Genomic DNA, 21,557 nt, shown 5'->3' on the forward strand with positions numbered 1-21,557 from the left:
AAATACAAACCAAATATATAATAATCTATACGCATTAAGGTTAACAAATGTTAACCCTATTAACTCTTTAATTTTTTTCTTATTCTACTGAGTTGAACTGGAGTTATACTTAAATAGGAAGCAATGTGATATTGTGCCACTAATTTATCTATATCAGGAACATCCTCTTTTAGTTTAAGATAACGTTCTGAGGCATTCATAGAAATCAATTCAATCTGTCGTTTTTCATATTTAATAAATACCTTTTCTAAAATAGATGTATATAGATTACTTATTACCATATCTGTTTTACACATAGCTTTTAATTTACTATAATCAATCTCATAAAGTGTACATGCTGTTATAGTTTCATAAACTATTTCAGAAGGTGCATTATTTATCAAAGCCGTAAGAGATCCTGCAAAATCCCATGGAAAGAAAAAACGCTTATTGTATTCTTTTCCAGATTCTGAAGTAATATAACAACGCATTATTCCTGATAGAAGTAAGTAAATTTTAGAAGGCACTTTACCAAATTTATCAAGTTGCGTATTTGGTGCAATTTTTTTAAACTCTGAAATACCTTTAACTTTTAAAAAAGTATCTTCGGGTATATTATCATAAGAGTCTGAAAATTTATCATTATCAAACATGGGGTAAACGGGTTGGTTGGTGCTGCAATATATAGTTTGTTTTTCTAAGAAAGAAAAAAATAATGTTAACTATATATGTTATTTACCTCCAAATAAAAAAACCCAAAAGCAAAAGAGCTTTTGGGCTTGATATAACAAATAAATCTTTACTATTTCATTGTAAATTCTGACGTAGACACTAAATCTTTCTGATTAAATACATTGACTATGTAACGCCCTTTTTCAAAATCATTATCGTTAGTTGCAGTCACAAACTCACAAACATTTAAGTTAGAATTTTCATAATTAAACTTACTTACTACGCTGTAGTTTAACGTTTGTTTTCCAAAAACAACTTGTTGGTTAGCTCCTAAAATATTATTGTTAGGATCTATAACTTGCAAATACAATTCTTGGTCTCCTGCTTGTACCAGTGAGTTTTTAGCAACAGTAAAACATACTCTAATCTTATCAGCTCTTCTAGCTCTTTCTGTGGGTATTAATTTTCCTGACGTTCTTTCAATAACACCAAAACCTTTAAGGTCTACAGTGTTTAAAATTGAAGCATTCTCAACAACTTCGGCAAGCGCTGTATTTTGAACCAATAAAGAATCTGTAAACATGGTACGCTCTTCTAGTCTTACACGCGTACTATCCAATGATGTTGCTAAATATGAGTTTTCAATTTTAAGTGAATCATTTTGAGCTAACAAAATATCCATTTCTTTTTGAAGATTTCTATATTTTGATTTATATCTCCATAAACTTTTTACATTAGTTTCAGATATTCTTAAAGAATCTATTAAACCCTGTATACGGTCTCTTGCTTCAATTAAATTATTATTTGCTACATCACTTTCAGCAATAGCTTCATCATATTGTTTCGCCATCGCATTTAAGTCATTCATAACTAATTGCTTCTCATTAGTAAGTTCTTCTTTAGTTTCGTTACTTTCTTTATACAAATTCATAGTATAAAATCCTGTAGCTAGAAACAAAACTAGTGCTATTCCTAATCCTACTTTTAAACCAGTATTACTTTTATTTTCCATAATTGTTAATGTTTTTAGTGTTAATATTTAACTACATAAAGTAGCTTAGTTGCTGCAAATTAATATTAATTTAAAAGTGATATGTTTAATATCGCTTTCAAAAATATATACGCCTAAGAAATGTTTTTAGATGTTTAAAAAAACAAAAATATTCAAAGAAAATATTTAAATAGTTGATTTTAAAAGATTTAATCAAGAAGATATTAACATTAAAAATTTGTTAAAATGAAACTAAAAATATATAAGGTTATTAGAAAATACGATTATAAATTACTCCCAAGTAAAACATCTAGTGCTTTACAAAATTGTTTATCCTTTTCACATAAAACACTTAATGTTTCTGCAGTAAGTTGATGCAATTCTAGATGATGTGGTTTAATTTTACTTGCCAAAATGAACTCAGAATATGCCGCTTTTACATCCCCTTTTTTTAGCCTACTCCTACCAGATTCGATTAAAAAATTAAATGCTTTAGCGTCTTCGTAATTAATAGATACAACTTTATTGTAGTGAAGTTGGTTTTGCTTCTTAATTTTTGACATAAAATTAAAACATAATAAACCACAAAAAAAAATAGTAATAGTGATAAAATACCATAAACATACTTAAAGGTTTTAAATATTTTGTTTAATTTAAAATCCTTGATTGTTTTAGCTAAAAGTGAAAATGCATGTATTTTTCGAGATTTCACAAAAGACTTGTGTGTTTGTCTCTTATAAACATAACTTTGCATTCCAAATCCCAAGTAACCCATTTAACTAATATTTACCTATTAGTCATAAACTATATAAAAGTGTTACAACTATTTAATAGCTATTCATTAGTTATTAATAGCTTTTAAGGAATCTATTTGCTTTTGTAGTTTTTCTATTTCTTCCGATGTCTTGTCTACTGGCGGGATAACACTATTAGAATCTACCGTTTGTTGCATTATATCTATAGTTTTTGTGTCTTCGGCAAAAAAATAACCAATACCTTCGCTTGCTCTCCAAGCCTCATTTAGTTGTTCGTAAACGGTTTTATCCCATTGGCTTGGGTGTTTTACATCTATCCAAACCACATCACGATACTCACTATCTACTAACACCAAATCTGGAGTGGCAGCACCATCAAATTGTTGTGCGTTTTTATCATTAATAGATGATACCGTTCCCATAAAAAACATACGCTTTTTACCTGCTATATTTTTTATGTAAGGCCTAAACTCTACAGGTGTATTTGCTGACCAATCATATTCTTTTCTAGACTCTTTAACTTTTAAAGGCATTGCAGAAACTCCTGCGTAGCCTTGTTTTTTAGTGGCATGATCATAGTAATACAACTTATCGGTACCATCAGCTGGAACAAACACACTAAAACTCAAACTGGTACGCTCTGCGCCTACTGGCTCTAAGCCAAACCAATGATACAAACCATTAAATGCTCCTGTTTTAGTATCAGAAAAATCAAAATCGGTTACATAAGGTTGTTGGTTTTGGTCTTTAGCCATATCTGGAATTTTAACTGCTGTTTTCATATTCCATGGTAATGGATCGCTAAAGCCTCCCAAAAACTTTAAAGACTCTGCTTGTAATCTTGATACACTTTCTGCCAATGTATTCTGTCTCGTTAAATACTCGTGATTTTTCATGTTTTCAGGACTTATATATGTGCCTTTACCAATCAAAATACGTTCTAAGTAATCGTTAAAATCGTGTTCACCATTGTCTACAACCATTACACCTCCAAAGGTTGGATAAGGAAATAGAAACCCTTTCCATTTAATTAAACTTACCACTTGCACCCAAGCACCTGAATCATTTTGCATATAGTATGTATCACTTGGCTCTAACGTAAATAGTTGAAAAAAGTTAAAACGTTGTACAACTGCGTTGTAAGTATTTCTACTAAACTTTAAAGATTCTCCTATGGAAAAGGTTACAGGGATTCTATTTTCACTTGAAAATCTTGGGAATGGTGTTGTACTAGATACTGCAAATACTTCCTCAGTATTATCAGTCATACCTTGCCATACGTATTTTTCAGTTGGCTGAATTGCCATCGTCCATTTATTCTCGTCACCTATTCTTACCAAGTGTGGTAAGGATACATCTTTAGTTTCGCCAACACTTTCATTAGCCATGGAAAACACATTGCGTAGAGGTTGTATACGCTCATTCTGCGTTAATGGTAATTCTCCTATTTCAACTTTATTAAGATGATTATATACGTTATACGTTTTCATATAATCGTACATTTTAAAATGCCATCCTACTACATATAAAATGCCGAAAAACACTGATAACAATACTAATATGCCTAATCTTGATCCAGTACTAGCAGATTTTCTAAATTTTCGTAAACCAAAGAAAAGCAAAAGAGCACTAAGTAGAATTACGAAAATAAATTTACGTACAAACAACAATGCTGGTTGGTAATCGTCTCGTAAAACAAATAGTACGATAAGTAATATAATCAAAACAATAATGGTAACCGTCTTTTGTTTTTTTCCTTTATTCCAGTAGTTTTTAATCATAATTTTTATCATTCTGAACGTGTTTCAGAATCTATATTTTTAAGGTTAGTTATTTTAATATGAAATCTCAAAATAAATTCAGGATTACAAATCTTACTTTAAATATCCTTTATCTTTCAACCTATCTCTAGCACTTTTTTCATTAGGCTTAGGCTTGTTTTTAATTTCTTTTTTTGCTTCTTTTATAACTGGGGGATTTTCAGTTTTTAAATCCTCTATAAAATCTTTCCCTTTTTCAAAAGTATCTTGCACTAAGTCTTCAATAGAATCGCTTTTCTGTTCAATAACTTCACTCGATTTAAAAATAAATCCTGCTAAATACGTACCTAATATAGTACCAACAATCATTGAGGCGAAGATTGAAATTGTAGCAATATCAATAGGTATTAAGAATCGGGTTACTACAATTCCTATAAGAAATAGAAAGCCAATAAATACCAGACGTACAATAAATTTCTGTTGATATAAAAACCCCGTTTTATCAGTTGGTTTCATCTGTAAGTTTTTGGAATACATTAATTTATTAAAAAAACGATATAGCGTATTGCTATGAGATTCTCTCCAATAGAGTAATGCACCGAATAAAATAGCTGCAACGAAAATTATGAGTTCTAGTGTCATGTTTTATGAATTTTTAATTACCCGTTTTTTTATCTAGAAAATTATTAAACTGTATATTATAGGCAACAACTTTTATCTTACTATCATCTTTTTTTGTTAATACTAATTTCACTTTAGCGCTCCCTTTTTCGAATTTAACATCATATTCCATATTATAAATCCCTTGATTAATTGCTCCTTCAGAAACCATTGTATTAGAAAACAATAATTGCCCTTTATCTAAATACCCAAGTTTATTTTCAGTTGATTTAAAAATTTCCATCAATTCCTCTTTTGAAGTCACTTCATAAAACTCTTCACTAAAAAATTCAGTTGCGTTATCAAATTCTGAGTGTCTTATAGTATAAAAAAGATCTGCAACAACCATTTGTGCTTCCAGAAGATCTTCTTCCCGATTTTGATACTTTTTATTAAAATGACAACTAGTTGCTACTATTACAAAAGTTAAAATAAATAAAACTTTTTTCATAATTCTCTTTTATTAAATATTATTACTAATAGTTTCTACCACCCAATCTTTAAAAGAATCGTCCCAAGTTTTAAAGTTATTATAAAAATCTTCTTTATCATACCAATACCAATACAATACATCTTTTGGTGCAATTTTAACTAACAGTTTCCAAATTAAATCCTGGTGCTTAGCTTCTAGTGACGAATGTGGTTTATGTAATGAAAGGTATAGTTTAGTGTCAACAACATCAGCAATTTTAAACGTATTACTTGTTTCTATTTTCTCCAAATAACGCTCAACACTCATCACTTTTTTTCTTGATGTAATATCTAATTTATTTAAATAACTTTTAAATAAAATAGGATCGTCTAAAATATTATTCAAGGGGTGCTGTGTCTCTTTTAAATGTAGAAACATCATATAATTTTTAATACGATTGTATCGCTCTGTTTTAACTTCAGCTTCTAAATCACAGCTAATAATAGAATGGCTACGTAATTTTTCAATCAATTCTGATTGTTGTATATGATAAATTAAAACATCGTGTGTTGTATCCTTAATGGCTTCTTTATGCCACATTTCATCTTCAAAAACAATTATTGGTACTATAAAATCTCTAAGTACGTAAACACCACCAAAAGCTCTGGTGTAAAACGAATCTGTAGTATATTGTAATTCGTGTAATTGTAAATCTCTATGCCTAAGATCTCCATACGTTTTAGCAGAATCTAATAACTTTTGATGCATAGTTTCGCTAATAAAGTTATTGCTCCTATTAAATTCTTCAACTAATTCTAGTTGTGCTTCTTTAACTTTATCTAAATTATCTATAAGATGAAAATTCACCTTCACAATGTTATATTTCAAAACATCCAAAGGCTCATAAAACGCATCAATACCCTGATCGAAATCTAAACAAATAGCACTATCTCTAGTAATATCTTTTATTTTAATACCATGAATTTTAAAGATATATTTCATCATATCTTTATCAAACGTATGAAACGGTAAATACACTGGTTTTCCCTTTTGAAGTGGGGAAATAATAATACCATGAGGATTTGCTTCTCCGTTATTCAAGTAATTGATATCGCCCTTTTCTTCTGCTATTTCAGGACTCCAGCCAATACCATCAATATGGAATGTATTGAGTTTGGTTTTAGTAAACCCCAATTTAACTAAACACTTATTATAGCGCTCTACTAATTTACCGCTTACTGGGATAAGTTCGCTTCTATATAAATTTGCTTGTTTTAGTTTGTTCATTATTCAAATAACTTATGAATTATAGCATACTGCAACAACACAATTGTTCTAGTGTCAACAATTTCTCCATTATTTAACATATTTACCGCAGTTTCAAAAGGTAACACTAAAACTTCAATATCTTCATGCTCGCTATCTAAACCACCACCTTCGCTTACTTTCATAGCATCCGTATATTCTCCAATAAAAAAATGCATTTTTTCAGTCATTACACCTGGTGAAGAATATGCCTCGTATACTTTTTTAACTTCTTTTAAACGATACCCTACTTCTTCCTCAGTTTCTCTGATAATACAAGCTTCTGGGTTATCTTTATCCAACATACCAGCGGCTACCTCAACTAACATCCCATTTTTATTATCATTTAAATAGGTTGGCATTCTAAATTGTTTGGTAAGTATTATAGTTTTCTTTTGTTTGTTATAAAGTAAAATACCTGCACCATCGCCTCTATCATATACTTCACGCATTTGGTTTACCCAAACGCCATTTTTCATCATATAATCGAAAGTGACTTTATTCAGAATATAATAGTTATCTGATAGTAACTTCTTTTTGATATTTTTAATCTGCTTATTACCCATTATCAAATGTTTTTCTGGCTTCAGTTTCAATATTTAACTGATTCACTCTAGCATCTACTTTTCGCTTAAAATCTGTATCGGCAATAGTTGCCACATTATCTAAATAACGCACTACTTCTTGACGGCGAATTTCAGAGAAATCTAACCCTTTCATATTGGTGCGCATCAGTTCTTGCAACATATTAAACTTAATATCGTAATCCTGTTTAAAATAGAGTTCTGGGTTTTCAAACCAATCGTTTTCCAAATCAAAATCGGTTAAGCGTAGTGAAATGGCCGATTGAATATTACGTACATCTCGCGAGGAAAAGAATGGAAATATTGCCTGAATTTCTTTATACAAGTTGGCATAAAATAGATGATGATTGGTTTTAAATTGTTTTTCAGCCCTATCATACGCCTCGTGAACACGAGCTTCTGTAGGTTTATCAACACTACTTAAAATATCACCCATAGTTTTTGCTAAACCTTGGTCTTGCAAATAACTGTAGTTTTCTGGTCCCAGCATATTCACAAAATCTGGCATGGTCTCATCAATTTTACGCCACCATATATGATCTTGATCTAAAAAGTCATGTTCAGTTCTAGCACCATCAATCTTAAAACGCCCCTGCACACGAGAAATCACTGCCTTATCTAGCATTTCTGGTAAGTTAGTAAAAAGTCCTATAGAGCTATTTCCATAATTTACAGCATAAGCACCTTCGGTATATCTTAAAAACACGCCAATAACCTCTTTTACACCAGCAGAAACACCTTGAGCGGTTCGCTCTTGTAAATTATTTTCAGCATCATCAATTGGTGCAAATATTAATTTTGAAGGATCTTGCAAAGGTTTCATCCACTCTACCATTTTTTCTGCTGATCCACCTTGAAAGGTAGAAATCAACGTATCTGGCATAGGGTGAAACAAAAATGGAATATCGAATGTATCACAATGTTCCTTTAATCGTGTGGCAATAGCGGCAATCAACATACTTTTTCCTGTTCCTGGAATACCGTAACCCATAAATACTGGCATAAAACCACCTAATTCTTGAAATGGATTTTTCTTTGCAGTAAAATCGTAACTTAACATACGCTCTGTTAAACGACGCGCAAAGTGTTTTGCATCGCGGTTACCTACTATTTGTTCAAACTTAATTTTATTAAATTCTATACTTTTTGCAGTACCTTGAAATACATTATTCCAACCTGAAACCGCAAACTCAGACTTTTCTAGTTTATAGGTTCTGTCTTCAATAGTCTCAGTATATTCTAAACTACTTTTTCTAAGTTGAATTTCATCAATCAACGTTTCAAAATAGACTACAGTAAAATCGATAACATCCTTATCAGACTTAATAATTTCTGGATGTCCTAAATACTTATCATAATAAAATAAACTACAAGAAATGCCTTTTATGGGCGACATTAAAGACACTTCTGGGATGCCAGCAAACTTTTGTTTCATCACACTTAAATCGTCTGATGCATGTGGTTTTAAATCGTGTAATATTTTATAAGACTGTGCAAATAACATAAAAGCAGTTGCCGTATGCATCTTACTTTCAAACTCTCGCTTTCCGTTATTATCTAAAGCTAATTTATTTTCTTGTAAACTTGATAATCCCGAAGCATCGTAGTAACTATCTTTAATCCATATACCTAACGTAATTCCTTCTTGTACTGCATATAAGGTTTGATTTAAATGAATAGGAATAGCCACAGAATCTGGTAACAACCGCTTTTTTAACGCTAAAATAGTTTTAGATACTGATGTGATTTCAGCTGCGCTAGAACCATTATTAGCACGTGATAAATACAATAAAATAGATGTGTCCTTAACGTTTTTATCACGGTTTTTGGCGCGAGCACCTTGCTCCCATTGCACGCTTTTAAGGTAAGATGACGCTTCGTCTCTAAGCATATCTAATTCTGATATTTTTATAGGGAATGTTGAGTTGTGATTCATTTTAGTCTTCAGTTATCAGTCTTCAGTTGGCAGTACTTACTCAAGCCCACTTACGCTGTTCTTATGTTAATTTCGATTTTATTATAATCCAAACTTATCGGGGTTATTCATCATATAGTTTAGAAGTTTACCTATTTCTTCACTCTTATGGTGTAATTTCTTTCTTTTTTCTACTGAGATGTATTCGCAAGCTAAAGCAAAATCTAGCCAAAGTTGTGTTTCAGAGTTTTCACTATCAGCATCGGACAATTTGCTTTTGAAGTGTTTTTCATACTGACGCTTCCTATAACCTTCAGCTATATTTGAACAAACCGATCTACTTGAACGAACCATTTGTGAAGTAAGCCCAAACATTTCATACTTAGGAAATACCTTGGTTAAATGAAATATATCTATTGCTAATTCAAATCCTTTTTGATATGCTAAAAGCGTCTTAAAACTCATGTTTTTTTTGGTTTTACTGCAAACTGTCTACTGCAGACTGCAGACTAACTGTTTACTTTAAATTTTTATCTCTACCCCAGCAATTTCAATAGGTGGTTTTGCCAAACCATCCATTATTTCTGGTGTTTTATTGTATAATAATTGAATAATACGATGTGGTGCTAACACATATTTTTGCTGAAATACGTCATCCCATTTTTGTAAAATTTGTTTGTTAAAAAAACTACCTTCTTTAAATTCACTTTTAGATGCTACTTCGTGCACTCTTAATGAGAATGCATAGGATTCTAATGGGATTTCTTTCTTTCCAATACTTTCTAAAATGGTGTGTGTTACTTTATGCTCATCTTTTGCAAAAACGTTATGTAAAGGGCCTAAATCTATGCGTTTAACTTCCTTTGGTAATACTTTAGGTAACTTTCTATCTATAGTATATGCCATTGCATCTAAAGACATTTCTCTATCTGCAACTGTTTTTAATACTTGATATATATCGTCTTTATAATCATTTATGTTTTTACCATCATAATTAAAATACATGAAGCAAATAAATGGCCGGTTGTGTGATACATCGTAAAAACTCCAACTTGTTACAAATTCTGCATTAGTGTTTTCTGGCACTTCCATAATTTTACCTTGCACAAAACGGTTAAATATATATTGTTTATTTACCGATGTATAATATACAATAGAAGATGCCTGAAATAGTTTACTCTTTTTTATAGGTTGTTTTTTTCTTAAAAGTGTATCTAAAAACTCTTCTTTTAATGTTGCAATAGGTGTTAGCTTTTGAAGATATTCATCTCGTAGCTCTAAATCGTTAAAAAGGTATCTAAACTCTAAATAATTTGGAAATCCAGAGTCTGTTAAATCTACCTTCATATTATCCTCATCGTCATACATATATTTTACACGCATGGCTTCTATGGAATAAAGTAGTAAATCGCAATATTGCTTAAAAAGTTTTAACTCTAATGAGTTACAAATTTTTTCTTTTTGTACAGCTACAATTAATTCTTTAAAAGCAAAGTCTACCATTTTATGATAAAAAACGTATTGCGCTTTGGAATCGAGTATTGCTGAATCTAAAGGTGTTACAATGTGGTTTATAGACATTACTTTTTTATTCGGTTAGTGTATTTAGTAAAGTGCTTTACTTAGCATACACCATATTTTGGGTTATACTTTTGCTAACGGATAAGACTTGCGTTAAGGATTGTAACGGCATCCTTTTTTGTTTTTTTCTACAAAAAAGATATAGTGGAAAGCCTGACCCCGATTTTTCATCGGGGTAACGCCCTAATTTTCTTAATACAATTTGTTCGTTCTAAACAAATCATTCTAAGTTACAGATTAGCTTAATAAATCGTCATCATTAGTCTCTGGTTTTGGTTTTCCAGCTGGTTCGCCGTCGTCGCCTGCTGGCGCATTACCATCGGCTTTATAATAATCTTCGAAAATCTCTTTCATATCAATACCATATCGCTCTGCAAAATTCTTTTGGATTTCTCCATCTTTAGCTCTAATTTCTTGTAAGGCCTCGGCATAACTGCTGTAAACGCCTTGCATTACTTTTTCGTGAACTGGAATATTATCCATCATATCTTGACGTGCTTTGGCACTTGCAGTGTGCATAGATGCCAATGTTTCGCCAATATGCTCATCGGTTTTTACACCCAAATGCTCTAAAATTGCTGCGAATTCTTGATCTGTCCTTGCTTTTAACGCTACCACATAACCATCATAATATTTAAGGCGCTCCTCTGTATCACTCTTTAATTTAGCGCGGTGTGTTTGTAAATTACTGCGTAAAGAAGTTAATACTTTAATGGTTAAATTATGCTTGTGTACAAAGCTATCCTTACTGGCAGCCAATGTGGTATATGCATTTTTTAAACCTTCTAGCTCTTCTACTTTTTGCTCTAGCTGTGTTACCTTACCGATAGCCTCGGCATATTGGGCAGATTGTTTATCGGCAATATCTTCTAATTCTTGGCGTGCTTGTTTTAGTAGAGCATATTGCTCTTCTAATTTTGCTTCTACTTCTTTCTTTTTCTCTAACGCTTTAGTGTGATTTTTTGAAGCTTCTACAATAGCATCTTTAAGCTTTTCTTCTACTTCTTTAATTTCTACCTCTCGGTTTTTTAAGCGTGTAACTGCTGCTTGTGATTTATAGGATAATTCGCTTAAAAGTGTTTGTACGTCTGCACTTTCTATACGCTCTTGAAACATAGCTTTAGCTTTGTTATCTGCTCCTGCCCTTATTTTTTCAGTCGCTTTTAGTGCATCTTCTGCTTTTGCGATTTTACTTTTACGACCCCATAGGTTATTCCACCATGTATCTGGTTTGGCTTGTGCATCTTCTAATTCTATTTTTGCACGCTCTAATGCTTTTTGGGCATCATCAATTACTTTTTGCTCAGTTGGGTTTAATGCTGAAAATTTTTCGAATATAATACCTACTTCGTCTTGATAGTCGGTTAAATCTTTAATAGCGTCTAAAAGAGTGGTTCTATCCTTCTCTGCCATGTGTACGACATCATCCAAGGTAGCGTTAAGTATTTTTTGACGTACCTCTGGATCGTCTTCTTGCGATAATTTAGATTTCATAGTGTCAATGGCTTTTCCCCAGTTAACATCTACTTTTTCGGTTTTTTCGTTAGCATTAGTTTCTAATAAATCAAAATCATCAGCCATGGTATATTTCGTGTTTTTTAAGTTGAACAATTTTATAAACAAGCAATTTCGTTAAAAAAGATGACTTTTAAAATTTAAATTGCTTTAAAATATTGGTGTAAGTTTATTTCAATTTGTTACAAATAATCTTATATCTTCTTAATTATACTTAAAATTCCGTCAGACAATACTTCATATCCTATGCTTTAAAACCATTAATCTAACTAATTATAAGTTAACATTTTAGTTAACAAATGTTAATAATTATTTCATTATTTAATTCATTTTAAGTCTATTAGTCCAAAAAAACTTTATATTTGTGTAGCTATTAACCCAAATTAAATTTACATGTCTCTCATAAACGTTAGTCTGAAGACAAATTCATTATTAATTAATCAAGGTCAAATTGTTACCATACTTTCAATAGTAGTGGTATTTTTTTTGGTGCTTTTAATATTAGGTGTTAGAAAATCTTATATTTTGAAGAAGGAAAACGATTTACTTGCCAAATCAGGCACTTTGCAAAGCGATGAAGACAATAAAAGATACGAAGATTTTAGAAAAGGCCACTTATATGATAATAAATAATCTTTCTAGTTTATTTTATTAATATTTTAGAACTCTGTTTTATTCATATCTGTGATTCGTTTACAATCGAATAACGCATTATTTTTGTTTAAATTTTGAATAGAAAAAGAATAGAAAAACCACTAAAAAACTAAAACTATTAGATTAGAAAACAATTCTATTAAAAAACAAATATAGTATTAGCATAAACAAAAAAAGCTCACTTTAAAAAGTGAGCTTTTTTTGTTTATGATCTGTTTTTAATTCATACTATAATTACCGTACTAACTTTTTATATTTAATACGTTTTGGCATCAAGTCTCCACCAAGTCTCTTTTTCTTATTTTCTTCATAATCAGAAAAACTACCTTCAAAGAAATACACCTGAGAATCGCCTTCAAATGCTAAAATATGAGTACAAATTCTATCCAAAAACCAACGATCGTGACTAATAACTACAGCGCAACCTGCAAAATTCTCTAAACCTTCTTCTAAGGCACGTAGAGTATTTACATCAAGATCATTAGTAGGCTCATCTAAAAGTAAAACATTACCTTCTTCTTTAAGGGTCATTGCTAAATGTAAACGGTTGCGTTCTCCTCCAGAAAGGAGTTTTACTTTTTTATTTTGCTCACCACCAGAAAAATTAAATCTACTTAAATAAGCTCTAGAATTTACTTCTTTTCCACCCATTAAAATCAACTCTTGTTCATCGCTAAAGTTTTGCCAAATAGTTTTTTCTGGATCGATGTTGGAGTGCTTTTGATCTACATATGCTAGTTTTGCTGTTTCACCAACAGCAAACTCACCTTTATCAGGTGTTTCTTCTCCCATTATCATTCTAAAAATAGTAGTCTTACCAGCACCATTTGGCCCAATAATCCCCACAATTCCTGCCTGAGGAAGGTTGAAGTTTAAATCGTCATATAATAATTTATCGTCGTAACCTTTAGCTACGCTTTTGGCTTCTATAACATTAGTTCCTAATCGCGGTCCATTTGGTATGTATATTTCTAGTTTTTCGTCAAGTTGCTTTTGATCTTGACTCATTAACTTATCGTAATTTTTTAAACGCGCCTTTTGTTTGGTTTGACGTCCTTTTGCGCCTTGACGTACCCATTCCAGCTCACGCTCCAACGTTTTTTGACGTTTAGAGGCTGATTTCCCTTCTTGAGCCATACGTTTAGATTTCTGGTCTAACCAAGACGAATAATTGCCTTTCCAAGGAATACCTTCTCCTCTATCTAACTCTAAAATCCATCCTGCAACATTATCTAAGAAGTATCTATCGTGCGTTACAGCAATAACGGTCCCCTTATATTGTGCTAAATGATGCTCTAACCAATGTACAGATTCTGCATCTAAGTGATTGGTAGGCTCATCTAGTAACAATACATCTGGCTCTTTAAGTAATAAACGACACAACGCTACTCGCCTGCGCTCTCCGCCAGATAATACTCCTATTTTTTTATCACCATCGGGTGTGCGTAATGCATCCATGGCAATTTCAAGTTTAGTATCTAACTCCCAAGCATTTGCTGCATCAATTTGATCTTGCAGTTCTGCTTGTCTAGCCATGAGCTTCTCCATTTTATCGGCATCACTGTAAACTTCTTCTAAACCAAACTGATCGTTTATTTTATTATATTCATCAAGAATAGCAACCGTTTCTGCAGCACCTTCGCGCACCACTTCCATTACGGTTTTATTTTCATCGAGTTGCGGCTCTTGCTCTAAATAACCCACAGAATAATCTTGAGAGAACACCACATCACCTTGATAATTCTTATCAACACCAGCTATTATTTTTAGAAGTGTAGATTTACCAGAACCATTTAAACCTAAAATCCCAATTTTAGCACCGTAAAAAAAACTCAAATAAATATTTTTTAAAACTGGTGTGTTTGAGCTTTTAAATGTCTTGGTTAACCCAGACATTGAGAAAATTATCTTTTTATCGTCACTCATCTTATATGTTTATATGTTGAATTGTTGAAGCGTAAAACATTAATCGTTTATTAAAAAATCGTAAATCCTTAAACTCTTCCTTTTAAAGCATTGAATACCCACGCTATTGCAAAAAATCCAATACCAACGGTTGCAAAACCCCAACCAGCAACTTCATGATATCTATAAGCTCCCATTAGAATAAGTGCAACACCCATAATAATCATTAAAAGGGTAGCCCAAGATAATACTGTATTTTTATTCATCGCCATACTCGTTTCATTTTGGTTAGTATATCAGCAAATATCGTAGTTTTAAATAAAAAAAGCATCTATTTCTAGATGCTTTTTTCGCTATTAACCAAACAACATACTAATTCATAGGAACTTCAATAATAATTACTTCTGAATTTTTATTAGCAAAAATCGTAATAGCCTCAGATTCCCAAACCCCAATAGCATCGCGTTTATCTAAGATATTTTCAGAAACTGCAACATTACCTTCAGTAACAAAAACATAAAAGCCATTATCTGAGTTTTTTATGTTTAAAATCACCGAATTACCAGCATCCAAATTTGTTCTATAAATATAAGCCTGCTGACTAATAGGCAACGCATCACCTTCCAACTTATCCTTTGGTGCCACTACTGTCTGTAGGATATTTTTACGTTCAGAAGTTTCAAACTTGCGTTGCTCGTAATTTGGTGCTACACCCATGGTTTCTGGGATGATCCAAAGCTGTAAAAAGTTAGTCGCATCTGTTTTACTATCGTTAAATTCTGAATGTGTCAATCCTGTACCTGCACTCATTACCTGTACTTCACCAACCTCAATCGCGCGCTTATTTCCCATACTATCCTTGTGAGATAAGGCACCTGAAAGCGGAATCGAAATAATCTCCATGTTCTGGTGCGGATGTGTACCAAAACCCATTTTTGGCTTTACCAAATCATCATTTAACACTCGTAATTTTCCAAAATTCATACGTTCTATATTCTGATAACTTGAAAAACTAAAGGTATGGTACGATTTTAACCATCCGTGGTCTGCTACACCTCTACTATCTGCTTTGTGAATTACTGTTTTCATCAGTTTAAATTTTATTTTTTATAAATATTAATTTGGGCGCCTGCCTACCTGCGGTATCGCAGGCAGGTTACCCGCAAGGGGTCGGGCTTTACGTTACAAGTCCTCGCTCCGTGCCTCCGCTGTGGGCTTTTCACTGCAATCCCTAACGCGCCACTCATACTCTTCAACCCACCCTTTACCCCTCCAAGGAGGGGAATACTTACTCCTATCTGTTTCAAATCTATAAGGTTTTATAAACCTTACAGGTCTGAGTATTTACACGGGTAAAAAACCCATTTTCCCCATTTGATAATCGCGCATTGCTTCCATAATTTCGGTTTGCGTATTCATTACATAAGGGCCGTAAGTGGTTATAGGCTCGTTAAAAGGCTCACCTGAAAGAAATAGTAATTTACTTGTCGTGTTTCCTTCAATATAAAACCCTTCGCCATCTTGACTAAATTGGATCAACTGATTTTTATCTAATTTCAAAGTTTCAGTTCCATTAATAAAGACGTCTCCTTTTAATAAATACACAGTTGATTGATGTGAATGCGGAACTTCAACTTCATATCGCCCTCCTTCTTCAACATTTATCATAAAAGCATTTACGGATGTTTGCGATTTTATGCGTCCATAAACGCCTTCTAACTCCCCTGCTATAATTTGAATATTTACTTTACCATCATCAGAAGTTACCACTCTAAAATCGTCATTAGCAATATGCTGATAATTGGCTTCCATCATTTTCTTTTCCGCTGGTAAATTCAACCATAATTGAATACCTTCTAAAGTGCCACCCTTTTGTACGAAATCTTTCGTTGGTGCTTCGGCATGAATAATACCTCTGCCAGCTGTTGTCCATTGTACGTCACCTGCTTTAACAATACTTTCATTCCCTAAAGAATCTCTGTGAAACTGCTCACCTTCAATTAAAAAGGTAATAGGTTCAAATCCACGATGTGGATGCGGCCCTAAATCAAACGGGTTATTTTGTTCTGAAATGTCATAAGGTCCGTAATGGTGCAATAATATAAACGGATCTATGTTATCAATAGTCCTTGTGGGTATGGGTTGCCGCAATTGTATTGGGCCCATATTAACGAAATCGCCTCGCCCTACTGTTTTTATTGTATTTAGTTTCATGATATTTATTATTGAAATAGTTTCCATGGAAACTATTAGTTTAAATTTTTTTTATCTAATCTTATCTAGTAAATCACTTAGTGTAGCAGCTTCATCTTCAGATAATTTATCTAGTAAGTCGTCATTTAAGTTGGCTTCTATTTGTTTTAATAGTGTTAGACCAGACGCTTTAATTTCTATGTGAACAACACGTCTGTCTCCAGGACATGGCAATCGTTGTATCAAATCTTTATCACAAAGTTTATCCATAAGCCTTGTGGCATTAGGTGCGCGCTCAATCATACGCGCTTTAATCTCTTGTACTTTAAGCGGTTTGCCCGCGCCACGTAGTATTCTTAAAATATTAAACTGTTGGGGAGATACACCATAAGGTTTAAAAAAATCATTGTGAACACTATTTATCCAATTAGCGGTATAAATGATATTTAACATCGCTTTTACTTTGTTATTGATAAACTTAGATTTTATATCCTTTGAAATATCTCCCATGTGCTTATGTTTTTGTAGTAGTCTAAAATTATAATGAATTTTGAAATGCTTTCACTTTTTCTTTCAAATCTGAATTCAATTCATTATTTGCTACTTTTCCATCAGAGAAATTATCACCAAAAGACGGTAAAGAAAAGGCCTCCACGATATTCGCGTTATGTCTAGGAAAACGGTCTTTTGCTATATCTAAAACGGATGCTCCTCCTCTATTACCAGGCGAGGTTGCCATTAAAAGCATAGGTTTGTCGTTCCATAACTTACCTTCTATTCTAGACATCCAATCAAATAAGTTTTTGAATACTGCGGCATAGGCACCGTTATGTTCTGCAAGTGACAGTACAATGCCATCTGATGTTTTAATATGTTCTAAAAACGTTTTTGCGTTATCTGGAATGCCTTTTTCATTCTCTAAATCGATACCATAAAGTGGTACATCAAAATCGTTTAAATCTAAAACGTTAACAGTAGCATCTTCTACTAAACTTGATGCATATGTTGCTAATTGTTTATTTATTGATGTTTTACTGTTACTTCCTGCAAATGCTATTATATTTTTCATTTATCGTTTTTTTAAGTTCTATTTATTTTATTAATTCTTTTGTAAAATATGTATGATACTGCTAAAGCAATTAAAGCTACTACGGCGGTTTCTTGTTGCCCATCTCCTATCATATAATGTGCAAAAAAGGCTAATACAAACGCATAAAAGAATCCTGCATAAGCCCACTCTTTTAAGGTTTTAAACCCTGGTAACCACAAAACTACTAATCCTAATAATTTTGCCACTGCATAAGGATAAATAATATATGTAGGATAGCCAAAACTTTCGAAAGCACCTTTTATCATCTCATGCTTAAAAAAATACATACTAACCGAAAATAGCATCACAGCAGTTAGCAATACCGTTGCAGCAAAGTATATGATTTTATTTGTTTTCATCTTTTCTATTTTAAATACGGTACAAATATATAATAAATAATTTTATATTCCAAGGAATATATTTCCATGTTATTTAATTTACTACTTAAGTATTAGAATTATTTTTTTTGTAATAGTAATAAGAGTTTGCAAAGAGGCACAGATCTTTGAGTTTTGAATTTGCTGGCGGGTTGAATCGTGTTAGGTATTGCGACGGCATACTTTTTAAAGCCCGGTAAATATAACTTCTTTAAGAGCAATTATAACGAAGCAAGCTGTTGTAATTGCAGAGATTGCTTCACTTTGTTCGCAATGACGTTTGGGGTATAACGTTTAAAAGACCTGCCTACCTGCGGTATCGCATGCTGGTGCAGTGGATAGCCTGAATTAAGAATATTTCTTTTAATAAATTATTCGCTTTTAGGAGCAAAAATGGTTTTGTAACTTCGTCTACAAATAAATATACAAATGGATATCAACTTCAATAAAAATGAAGATCATAATAAACTTTTAGTTTCTGAGCTTAATAAAAGGCTTGCCAAAGTGAGTTTAGGCGGTGGTAAAAACCGAATAGAAAAACTACACAGTAAAGGCAAACTTACTGCTAGAGAACGGATTGATTATTTGTTGGATGCTAAGGCTAAATCTATTGAAATTGGTGCTTTTGCAGGTGAAGATATGTATGCTGAACATGGTGGATGTCCTTCTGGTGGTGTGGTTGTTAAGATGGGATACGTTAAAGGTAAGCAGTGTATTGTGGTGGCTAATGATGCTACGGTTAAAGCTGGTGCATGGTTTCCGATTACAGGAAAAAAGAATTTGCGTGCGCAAGAAATTGCTATTGAAAATAGGTTGCCTATTATTTATTTAGTGGATTCTGCAGGTGTTTATTTACCCATGCAAGATGAAATTTTTCCTGATAAAGAACATTTTGGACGCATTTTTAGAAATAACGCCATTATGAGTAGTATGGGCATTACCCAAATTGCTGCCGTTATGGGGAGTTGTGTTGCTGGTGGTGCGTACTTGCCTATTATGAGTGATGAGGCTTTAATAGTTGATAAAACAGGAAGTATATTTTTAGCGGGTAGCTATTTGGTGAAAGCTGCTATTGGTGAGAGTATTGACAATGAAACTTTGGGTGGTGCAACGACACATTGTGAAATTTCGGGAGTTACTGATTACAAAGCTAAAGACGATAAAGATGCTTTAGATAAAATAAAAAATATAGTAGATAAAATAGGAGATTACGATAAAGCAGGATTTAATAGAATTGATGCTAAAAAGCCTGCTGAAAATCCAGAAGATATTTTTGGCATTTTGCCTAAAAGTCGTGCAGATCAGTACGATATGTATGAAATTATAAAACGACTAGTTGACAACTCAGACTATGAAGAATATAAAGCAGGTTACGGACAAACCATCATCACCTGTTATGCGCGTATTGATGGTTGGGCTGTTGGTATTGTGGCCAACCAACGTAAATTAGTAAAAACTACAGGTTCTAAAACCAAACCTACCGAAATGCAGTTTGGTGGTGTAATTTATAATGATTCGGCGGACAAAGCCACACGATTTATTGCCAATTGTAACCAGAAGAAAATTCCGTTAGTGTTTATACAAGATGTTACTGGTTTTATGGTTGGTAGTAAAAGTGAACATTCTGGTATTATAAAAGATGGTGCTAAAATGGTAAATGCTGTGAGTAATTCGGTGGTGCCTAAATTTACGGTAATTATTGGAAATAGTTATGGTGCGGGTAATTACGCTATGTGTGGTAAGGCCTATGACCCGCGATTAATTTTTGCATGGCCTAGTGCAGAACTTGCGGTAATGAGTGGAAATTCTGCCGCTAAGGTTTTATTGCAAATTGAAAAAGCTTCACTTGAAAAGCAAGGTGAAAAGTTTACTAAAGAAAAAGAGGATGAACTTTATAATAAAATAAAGGCGAGATATGACAATCAAGTATCGCCATATTACGCTGCTGCTAGGATTTGGACGGATGCTATTATAAATCCGTTAGATACCAGAACTTGGATTTCTATGGGGATTGAGGCTGCAAATCATGCGCCAATTGAAAAACAATTTAATTTGGGGGTTTTGCAGGTTTAATAAATAATGTACAACCAACCCGTTGAAGTTTTACCAGAATCTTTAAGCTTTAATATGTAGTAATAGGTGCCAACGGGTACTTTTTTCTGACGTTGTATGACGTGTTTAACGTTTGCGACACCATCCCAATTATTTTGATAATTATCCATTTTATAAACTACCGAACCCCATCTATTAAATATGGTTAACTCATTATCAAAAGCTTCTATACCTTCAACTGTAAACGTATCATTGATACCGTCATTATTTGGAGATACTAAATTAAAGATATTTATATCATCCTCGGTGATTAATGCACCAAACGTAATAACTTCGTAATCTGACGGATTAAACAAAAAAGAGGTAATTGTACCTTCATTTAATAATCCTGTTGTATTGGTATTACCTAAGTCTTTCCATTGCATATCTTGAATATGCCAACCTACTACTCTAAGCTTACTTAAATCTGAAACAAGATTATCTATTTCGCTTTCAGAATTCCATGTTAGAGTAACAAAAGAATTTATTGGGCCATCAAAATCCCAAAATTCAATTGTACTTGTTGCGCCAATAATTGGCTCTAATGACTGTGTATTAAAACTAGTATTAAAGGTTGATGGAACGTTTGGATCTTCATCATAATACGCAGCTTTTACACGAGTATTAGGTGTTGAATTTGTTGTGATTAAAGGCCGTAATTTATCATTATCTCCTATTGGAAATGTAAAAGACAAATCGCCTGAATAACTAGCGTATCCATCGGTATTTCTCTCATCGTCTTCTAAAATATAAAATGAATTATTTAGATAATCAATAGCAATACTTGAATCATCCCGTGGTGTAATAATATCGCCAGTTATGTAACTTACACTATTAACAACTTCTGTATTAATATCTAAAAACAGATGATTTACTACATCAACTTCCATATCATAAAAACGTGGTATTTGAGAACCAGAGATAGATAGTTCATTTTCGGTATTGTAAAATCCTGCAAGTCCTAAATTTTCATTAAATGTACCATCATTTATAAGGTCTATATGAAAACCAACTTCGGCATTTTCATGCATTTGTATATTGCCATAGTTTTGAAATGCAGGTTGAGCATAACAATTAGCTATTGCAATTAAATATATGTAAATGATGTATTTCATCTT

The 21,557-nt window shown here is 32.6% G+C and carries 22 protein-coding genes; 2 read left to right on the forward strand and 20 right to left on the reverse strand.

Annotated elements, in window-relative coordinates; genetic code table 11:
- Window positions 1–59: 59 nt before the first annotated feature.
- The 12 genes from ACKGJY_RS03120 to ACKGJY_RS03175 form a co-directional block, all read right to left on the reverse strand.
- Window positions 60–632, reverse strand: coding sequence for a Crp/Fnr family transcriptional regulator (locus tag ACKGJY_RS03120; protein WP_413972384.1), 573 nt, complete (start codon window positions 630–632; stop codon window positions 60–62).
- Window positions 633–781: 149 nt separating this feature from the next.
- On the reverse strand, window positions 782–1,663 hold the full coding sequence (locus ACKGJY_RS03125) for a chromosome partitioning protein ParA (protein ID WP_413972385.1): 882 nt from the start codon (window positions 1,661–1,663) through the stop codon (window positions 782–784).
- Window positions 1,664–1,926: 263 nt separating this feature from the next.
- On the reverse strand, window positions 1,927–2,205 hold the full coding sequence (locus tag ACKGJY_RS03130) for a hypothetical protein (protein ID WP_413972386.1): 279 nt from the start codon (window positions 2,203–2,205) through the stop codon (window positions 1,927–1,929).
- A 278-nt stretch (window positions 2,206–2,483) separates the two neighbouring features.
- Entirely contained in the window at window positions 2,484–4,178 is a 1,695-nt protein-coding gene (locus ACKGJY_RS03135; protein ID WP_413972465.1) for a hypothetical protein, read from the reverse strand.
- 93 nt (window positions 4,179–4,271) lie between these two features.
- Complete coding sequence (locus ACKGJY_RS03140) at window positions 4,272–4,799, reverse strand: hypothetical protein (protein WP_413972387.1); 528 nt, start codon at window positions 4,797–4,799, stop codon at window positions 4,272–4,274.
- Between the two features lie 13 nt (window positions 4,800–4,812).
- Window positions 4,813–5,268 carry a hypothetical protein gene (locus ACKGJY_RS03145; protein WP_413972388.1) on the reverse strand — a complete coding sequence of 152 codons (456 nt, stop codon included), beginning with the start codon at window positions 5,266–5,268 and terminating at the stop codon, window positions 4,813–4,815.
- 12 nt (window positions 5,269–5,280) lie between these two features.
- Entirely contained in the window at window positions 5,281–6,516 is a 1,236-nt protein-coding gene (locus tag ACKGJY_RS03150) for a DUF6638 family protein (protein WP_413972389.1), read from the reverse strand.
- Window positions 6,516–7,100 (reverse strand): NUDIX domain-containing protein, encoded by a 585-nt coding sequence (locus ACKGJY_RS03155; RefSeq protein WP_413972390.1) that lies wholly within the window; start codon window positions 7,098–7,100, stop codon window positions 6,516–6,518. The genes ACKGJY_RS03150 and ACKGJY_RS03155 overlap by 1 nt, the downstream gene beginning before the upstream one ends.
- Complete coding sequence (locus ACKGJY_RS03160; RefSeq protein WP_413972391.1) at window positions 7,093–9,054, reverse strand: AAA family ATPase; 1,962 nt, start codon at window positions 9,052–9,054, stop codon at window positions 7,093–7,095. The genes ACKGJY_RS03155 and ACKGJY_RS03160 overlap by 8 nt, the downstream gene beginning before the upstream one ends.
- 81 nt (window positions 9,055–9,135) lie before the next feature.
- Window positions 9,136–9,498: a four helix bundle protein gene (locus ACKGJY_RS03165; RefSeq protein ID WP_413972392.1), complete on the reverse strand. Its 363-nt coding sequence runs from the start codon at window positions 9,496–9,498 to the stop codon at window positions 9,136–9,138.
- Between the two features lie 57 nt (window positions 9,499–9,555).
- Window positions 9,556–10,614: a hypothetical protein gene (locus ACKGJY_RS03170; protein ID WP_413972393.1), complete on the reverse strand. Its 1,059-nt coding sequence runs from the start codon at window positions 10,612–10,614 to the stop codon at window positions 9,556–9,558.
- Window positions 10,615–10,851: 237 nt separating this feature from the next.
- Window positions 10,852–12,195 carry a microtubule-binding protein gene (locus ACKGJY_RS03175; protein WP_413972394.1) on the reverse strand — a complete coding sequence of 448 codons (1,344 nt, stop codon included), beginning with the start codon at window positions 12,193–12,195 and terminating at the stop codon, window positions 10,852–10,854.
- Window positions 12,196–12,522: 327 nt separating this feature from the next.
- Between ACKGJY_RS03175 and ACKGJY_RS03180 the strand changes: the two genes are divergently transcribed.
- Window positions 12,523–12,762: a hypothetical protein gene (locus ACKGJY_RS03180; RefSeq protein ID WP_413972395.1), complete on the forward strand. Its 240-nt coding sequence runs from the start codon at window positions 12,523–12,525 to the stop codon at window positions 12,760–12,762.
- Between the two features lie 255 nt (window positions 12,763–13,017).
- Here ACKGJY_RS03180 and ettA read toward each other — a convergent pair whose 3' ends face one another.
- The 7 genes from ettA to ACKGJY_RS03215 all read right to left on the reverse strand — a co-directional run bounded on the left by ettA (window position 13,018) and on the right by ACKGJY_RS03215 (window position 18,330).
- On the reverse strand, window positions 13,018–14,709 hold the full coding sequence (gene ettA, locus ACKGJY_RS03185; protein ID WP_413972396.1) for an energy-dependent translational throttle protein EttA: 1,692 nt from the start codon (window positions 14,707–14,709) through the stop codon (window positions 13,018–13,020).
- A 68-nt stretch (window positions 14,710–14,777) separates the two neighbouring features.
- Window positions 14,778–14,960, reverse strand: coding sequence for a CAL67264 family membrane protein (locus tag ACKGJY_RS03190; protein WP_413972397.1), 183 nt, complete (start codon window positions 14,958–14,960; stop codon window positions 14,778–14,780).
- Window positions 14,961–15,060: 100 nt separating this feature from the next.
- The gene (locus ACKGJY_RS03195) at window positions 15,061–15,777 is read right to left on the reverse strand and encodes a pirin family protein (protein ID WP_413972398.1); all 717 of its coding nucleotides are present in this window, start codon (window positions 15,775–15,777) and stop codon (window positions 15,061–15,063) included.
- A gap of 255 nt (window positions 15,778–16,032) precedes the next feature.
- A complete protein-coding gene (locus ACKGJY_RS03200; RefSeq protein WP_413972399.1) occupies window positions 16,033–16,929 on the reverse strand; it encodes a pirin family protein in 897 nt (298 codons plus the stop codon).
- A 24-nt stretch (window positions 16,930–16,953) separates the two neighbouring features.
- Complete coding sequence (locus tag ACKGJY_RS03205) at window positions 16,954–17,391, reverse strand: MarR family winged helix-turn-helix transcriptional regulator (RefSeq protein ID WP_413972400.1); 438 nt, start codon at window positions 17,389–17,391, stop codon at window positions 16,954–16,956.
- Between the two features lie 28 nt (window positions 17,392–17,419).
- A complete protein-coding gene (locus tag ACKGJY_RS03210; RefSeq protein ID WP_413972401.1) occupies window positions 17,420–17,950 on the reverse strand; it encodes an NADPH-dependent FMN reductase in 531 nt (176 codons plus the stop codon).
- Between the two features lie 11 nt (window positions 17,951–17,961).
- Window positions 17,962–18,330 (reverse strand): DoxX family protein, encoded by a 369-nt coding sequence (locus tag ACKGJY_RS03215; protein WP_413972402.1) that lies wholly within the window; start codon window positions 18,328–18,330, stop codon window positions 17,962–17,964.
- A gap of 447 nt (window positions 18,331–18,777) precedes the next feature.
- On the opposite strand from ACKGJY_RS03215, the gene ACKGJY_RS03220 reads away from it, so the two are divergent.
- Complete coding sequence (locus ACKGJY_RS03220) at window positions 18,778–20,421, forward strand: acyl-CoA carboxylase subunit beta (RefSeq protein ID WP_413972403.1); 1,644 nt, start codon at window positions 18,778–18,780, stop codon at window positions 20,419–20,421.
- Here the strand turns inward: ACKGJY_RS03220 and ACKGJY_RS03225 are convergent.
- On the reverse strand, window positions 20,418–21,554 hold the full coding sequence (locus tag ACKGJY_RS03225) for a gliding motility-associated C-terminal domain-containing protein (RefSeq protein WP_413972404.1): 1,137 nt from the start codon (window positions 21,552–21,554) through the stop codon (window positions 20,418–20,420). The genes ACKGJY_RS03220 and ACKGJY_RS03225 overlap by 4 nt on opposite strands.
- Between the last annotated feature and the right edge of the window lie 3 nt (window positions 21,555–21,557).

This window comes from Hyunsoonleella sp. 2307UL5-6, from assembly GCF_047345485.1.
Lineage (GTDB): Bacteria > Bacteroidota > Bacteroidia > Flavobacteriales > Flavobacteriaceae > Jejuia.